The 5,814-nt window shown below is 29.2% G+C and carries 3 protein-coding genes and 2 pseudogenes; 1 reads left to right on the top strand and 4 read right to left on the bottom strand.

Going from position 1 to position 5,814, the window contains the following annotated elements:
* Window positions 1-42 precede the first annotated feature (42 nt).
* The 3 genes and pseudogenes from LEP1GSC062_RS19275 to LEP1GSC062_RS22570 all read right to left on the bottom strand — a co-directional run.
* Window positions 43-2,628, bottom strand: a complete 2,586-nt coding sequence (locus tag LEP1GSC062_RS19275; protein ID WP_020985216.1) for a DEAD/DEAH box helicase — start codon at window positions 2,626-2,628, stop codon at window positions 43-45.
* A complete protein-coding gene (locus LEP1GSC062_RS19270; RefSeq protein ID WP_020985218.1) occupies window positions 2,625-3,530 on the bottom strand; it encodes a HamA C-terminal domain-containing protein in 906 nt (301 codons plus the stop codon). The genes LEP1GSC062_RS19275 and LEP1GSC062_RS19270 overlap by 4 nt, the downstream gene beginning before the upstream one ends.
* A gap of 1,317 nt (window positions 3,531-4,847) precedes the next feature.
* Window positions 4,848-5,136 (bottom strand): annotated as a pseudogene (locus tag LEP1GSC062_RS22570) (transposase); the annotation flags it as partial.
* Window positions 5,137-5,273: 137 nt separating this feature from the next.
* On the opposite strand from LEP1GSC062_RS22570, the pseudogene LEP1GSC062_RS25140 reads away from it, so the two are divergent.
* A pseudogene (locus LEP1GSC062_RS25140) lies at window positions 5,274-5,498 on the top strand (IS5/IS1182 family transposase); the annotation flags it as partial.
* A 23-nt stretch (window positions 5,499-5,521) separates the two neighbouring features.
* On the opposite strand, the gene LEP1GSC062_RS19250 reads toward LEP1GSC062_RS25140, so the two are convergent.
* Window positions 5,522-5,814, bottom strand: a 293-nt coding sequence (locus LEP1GSC062_RS19250; RefSeq protein WP_039942774.1) for a transposase, incomplete at its 5' end; no start/stop codon positions are given.

Here is a 5,814-nt window from a genome sequence, read left to right as displayed (position 1 = left end):
TTTAAGTTTCTTTACTCAAGGGATAATTCATTACCAGTATAATTAAAAGAATAATGAACTAATTTCTTCATATTCGATACTTTCATTATTCATTGAAGACCTTAATTTTTCTTTATTAATAGAAATTACTTTACCCTTTTCGATATTTAAACAGTTAGTATGATTCTTAAATAAAAAATTTGCGGAGTGACGTGAAAGACCTGCTATTTGAAGATCAATGATAGTGGGATTCTGGGATCCATATTCTAGAAATATCGCCCAATTAGGACCGGCATTATCTTCTCCTAAAATTTCTACTAATATGCTATAATAGTTATTAAAATATTTTTCAAAGGAAAATCGTAAAACATTCTCAATATCGTCAATAATATTGCCGATTACAATATTTATATGTTTTGCAGTATTATTAAATATCTCAATTTTTCTATTCTCGTCGTAAATTTGAATAGCATTATCTCTATGATATTTCAAAGAATGTGAGATAATTAAACTTAATGGTTCTCCATTTATCCATTTATTCATAAGTAGAGCATAATATGATAACATATTCCTTTTTTTACTAGCATCGTTCGTTCTTTTGAATATTTCTTTTTCTTCTGTTTCCCATTCAAATAATTCGTGAAGTCTATTCAACCAAACTACTGCAAGATTGTAATCAACTCTTGCCGGTAATTTAATATCTTCTTTATTAGAGAAAGATTTTAATTTTTTATATGCTTTGTCTTGGATTGCTACTTTGATCGATTGATTTACATTTAAGATACTAATCGGAACTTCAAGATTCTTAAATTTATTTTTAGAAAGCTCAATAATTTGATCTTTATTTTCTTCGATTAATTTCTTAATTATATTACTTTTGTAATCTGAAGTAATTTCTAACGTATCGATACTTATTACATTTGCAATATATTTCAGAATTTCTTTAAGTTTTTTTTTATCAATTTGACCTTCTTGGTCTTTAATTATTTTTTCAATTTCCTTTAAATTTTTATTAATATGCCTTTCGATAGTCGGTTCAATTTGAATTTTTTCACTATCATCTAACAAATTCTTTGATTTCCATTCCTTTTCCGTTTCTCTTAAACAAAATATATTGCCTGAAAGTTCAAATTTTAATCTTCCTGCGCGACCAGCTAAATTCCAAAAGTCTATTTTTTCAAGATTTGTATTTCCTTTTTTATTATTAAGAATAAAGATATTTTTTGAAGGCATATTAACACCTTCCAATAAAGTTGAAGTACAGAATAAATATGAAATCTTCCCTTCTTTAAAAAGAAATTCGATTTTATTTCTTATTAACTGAGGAAGATTACCGAAATGGTAAGCAACTCCTCTTTTTAATAATTTTGCCAAATAATATTCTTCATGAATATAATTTTTAATTTGTTTAGAGATTATTTCATTACTTTTATAAAAGTCATCCTCTTCATCTTGTTCTAATATATTATAAAGTTCCATAGCTTTACTTATAGTCTTAGCCTTTGCACTACAATAAACAATGTTACTCTCACCGGACCCAATTTTTCGAATAAATTCATCGCCCTTTTTAATTGATTTTAAGACTTCTGGCGTAAACAAATATTTTTCATACCCTGTAAAGTGAGTTACTTCGCTCTTAATTAGATCCACAAAGAAGATGTTTTGTGATACTGGAGATTCAATAGTATGGTATGTATTAGGTTTCTCTTTATTAAAAAGTTTCAAAAAAATATCTGGATTAGATACGTTTGGCGCAGAGAAAAAAAGTTTAATTTCTCGGTTTGCTTTGATTGCCTTCTCAACTGCAGTATATGCGGTAATACTTCGCATATCCAATATCGAAGCAAGTTTATGCGCTTCATCTATAAAAAGATATGTAATATTTGGACTTTTCTTATTTGATAAAAAACTAAGCAATCGTTCCGGTGTTAATATAAATAAATACGATGACTTCTCTTCTGTTAGGATGTCCGATACAGATGATGTAGTCATGATTTTATAGCCATATTCTATTAAAGTGTTATTAAATTCTTTCCTCAAGTCATTAGAAAACTGGGCAATTAGCGCCCTTGTGGGAACCATTAAGATAATATTACTTTTTTTGTCTGATGATATAATCTTTCTAATCATTGATTTGATAATAAAAGATTTACCCATTGACGTTGGGCCTGAAAAACTAAAGTAATCTGAGTTACTTAATTTTTCAAAAAGATCAAATTGAACATCAGTGAATATTAGCCCATCGGAATTTGGTATTTCTTGTTTCTTTTCTTTAATTTTCTTTTCAATATCGCGATCAAATGGTAATTCCGATTTGTTCTTATCAGAGACGGAGAGATAATTAATACCAGGGAAATTACCCAATTTCGCGAATACGGCGTGAGATACTGTTCTATATTTAGGATCATTCCTATAATACTCATTTAGTGTCGCAATGATTTGGTAAGATTTATTTCTTGCTTGAGGTTTATTTGAATTAGAAAGAATGTCTGCGTATCGAAGTAAATCGCAAAGATCTTTTTGTGAAAAATAATTATCATTTATATTATCATGAAATAGGTTATGAGCCAACATTTTTGATGCTTTCTTAAATAGTTGCCAGAAATATTCATCTTGCAATATATCTTCAGTTAACTTATCAATTATCATGGTGTTGTTAATTTTTGAATTATTTTCTTTCTAGTATTTTCTATATCAATAAATGGAAATATATAAGTATAAAATGTGTATCCGTAAAGTTGATGTTGTTGTATTTTATTTTTAATATTTTCTTTTTTCCCTTCTACCTCAGAACGAATCCGATTCCTAAGGTGAATCTCGAATTCACGATTTCCCATTTTTTTCTCAACATCCGATAATTCGATATTGAATCCTGCGAAAATAGCGAATGCGTTGTCCTTTTTAATTTCTTTAGGATGATTGGCTTTGGGAATAATAATTTCTTTTATAAGCTTATACAAATCTTCGTCATAAGCTTCTTTAAGTAGTTGTGTATTTATTATGCTAATTTCATGATTTATATTATTTTTCGGACGGTAAATAAAATCATGAATAGATTGAAATGCTTCTGACAAACTTGATGTAAGTCCAGTATGTAGTTTAGACTCTCCGAATATTAATTGATATTCTTTATCATCTAATTTTAAAATATGTACACCGTCTGAGCCCTTTACATAGTCATTTGATGAAGTTTTCAATTCTAACTTTGATACAATTTTGGGCGCATTTAAATGTGCTTCTAAGAAACAATATAAAAGTAGTTCACCAGCTTCACCATCATTGTTTGTGTAGTCTCTAAAACGCCTAACAGCTTCACGATATGGCTTCGAATATTTTCCTTCTACTGATAAATCTTCTAAAGATGTTCTTGAAAGTGTAAAATGCACTACACATTCAGCTAATTTCTCAACAAGATCATCATAGCAAAATCGATTATTCTCAATCTTAAGAATTCTAAGATTTAATTTAGATTGAGTGTCTGGAATCTCGCATTCAATCTCGTTATAAAACAAATCTAAAAAGTTTTTTGGAACACTAGTTTTTAATTCCATTATTTTTAAGAACTTCCTTACTTTAAAACCCGTCTCAAAACTACCTATTAAAAAAGTTGGAAGCTAAGCTTTTCATAGCTATAACTTTCAAAGAGTAGAATATAAAAAATATCCCAATTCCACATTAACAAGGAAATCGCAAAAGAAAAATAAAATGGGCTTCCCACTCGTTCGTTTAAAGAGGATTTCATTTGATCCCAAAGGGATTTTTCGACAGTTTCATTTATCTCAGTATTCATTGAGCTGAATACAAAAATGAAAAAGGACAAAATTACTACAACGAAAAATAATATAAGAATAAGGCACTAATCTACTTTTTTAAAATAAAAAAGTAAATATCTTCAGAACTAATCCACAATTCGTCAAAAATGGAGTCGTAAATTTCGGATTTCTTTTAGAAGAAACTGTGAAGTAAATACTGTTACTGTAGTTTTTTAAAAAACTTTTCCATTTAGCTGAATCTAAGTTTTATTTTAAGTATTTTGATAAATAATTTCTTTTTCTATTTTAAAATCTAAATTTTCTTTTTTTAACATTTCTTCACGTGTTACTTTGGCCCATATTTTTTTTCTTTATTCCAGTGAAAACCCGATTTGATTGCTAAATCTTTATTATCAAAATCCAAGTGTGCGGTTACTCTTAAAAGGGGTGATTGAGCGCATTTTATTATTTCATCTATATTATATTTACTAAGTATATTCAACATGGTTAGAACGTCAAATAGAGCTCTATGGCTTTGAAAAGGCATTAATCCATGTTCAAAAGATAAATAATTTAATTTCCTGGTTCGAATATTTAATGGATAAAGAATTTCAGGCGCATCCTAAATTGCGTGTTATGGCTACCCTTTTTATACTATTTCTTCTAGCGGCTATGCTTTGGTTTTTTGGCTTCTATCTTAATTCAAATTTTTTAAAAAAATAAGACCGCTATTTTATATTTTTATTTCTTAGATAAAGATTCCAGATTGGCCAATCTTTAATCCTTGAAAGTTCTTCCGTAGGTATATTAGGCAAATTGAATTCTAATTCATGCGGGTTATCAGTTAGAATATTAACACAATTTACTATCGAAGGAATATTCGAATTTTCAAATTTAAGTTTCAATAATAATTCTATTTCTTCTCGATGCAGCTCCCTTTGTCTCTTAATAATTTGAAATTTATTAATTTGACTTGGTATCATATTGCCGATCAACTCCGGTCTTTGCGTGGACTCTTCAAAAATTAAGTCATTAATCGAAGTCGCCAGATTTAATAATTCTATATTTTCTTTCGCATCAAAACAAAATATTACTGATCCATATAAAAATGAGTACCTAAATACCAGCTTGTCTCCAATAACTATCGAAACTGATTGTATTTGATTTCAATATACCTAAAGTAGATTTAGTTCTTTGAATCAATTGGCTAAGATTCTCCGGACAAAAATTAGCCATATAGTTTTTCTTTCCAACGACACCAGATATATTCTTGCGGATTTAACTCCGGAGCATAAGGAGGCAAAAATTCTACTCGAAGCCTTTTCTCATTTGCTTTTAAAAATTCATTCATTGCTTTGCTTTTATGAGCAGATAGATTATCCCAAACTATTAAATACTTTTTGCGCGTAATAACTTCGTATAGCATACATTATACGAAGTTATACGAGTAGATGCGACGGTTCAAGGAAGAAAGCGATCCTACTTTTACCGAACGGATGACGAAGCTGTATCAATAAAGCCAGACACACGTTAGTTGAATAAGCCGTAAAAGAAGGCATCAAACTAAGACAAAGTTATAAACGAAAGAGTAAATTAGCACTCATTAAACAAGGACGTTATTCACATGCAAAACAAAGTAAACGGGCCAAGAAAGAAACGAAACGTTTAAAAACGTATTTAGCTCGAGTAAAACGCGACATAGAGCGAAAAGTAGAAAATCCTAATAAACGACTTCAATCTCTTTTAGAAATTTCCGAGAAGATTCTACTGATCCCTATAAAAATGAGTACCTAAATGCCAGCTTGTTTCCAATAACTATCAAAACTGATTGTATTTGATTTCAATATACCTAAAGTAGATTTAGTTCTTTGAATCAATTGGCTAAGATTCTCCGGACAAAAATTAGCCATATAGTTTTTCTTCCAACGACACCAGATATATTCTTGAGGATTTAACTCCGGAGCATAAGGAGGCAAAAATTCTACTCGAAGCCTTTTCTCATTTGCTTTTAAAAATTCATTCATTGCTTTGCTTTTATGAGCAGATAGATTATCCCAAACTATTAAAATCTTTTTGCGATTTT

The organism is Leptospira alexanderi serovar Manhao 3 str. L 60 (genome assembly GCF_000243815.2).
Classification (GTDB): Bacteria; Spirochaetota; Leptospiria; order Leptospirales; family Leptospiraceae; genus Leptospira; species Leptospira alexanderi.
This window is presented reverse-complemented; position numbering and strand designations above follow the sequence as displayed.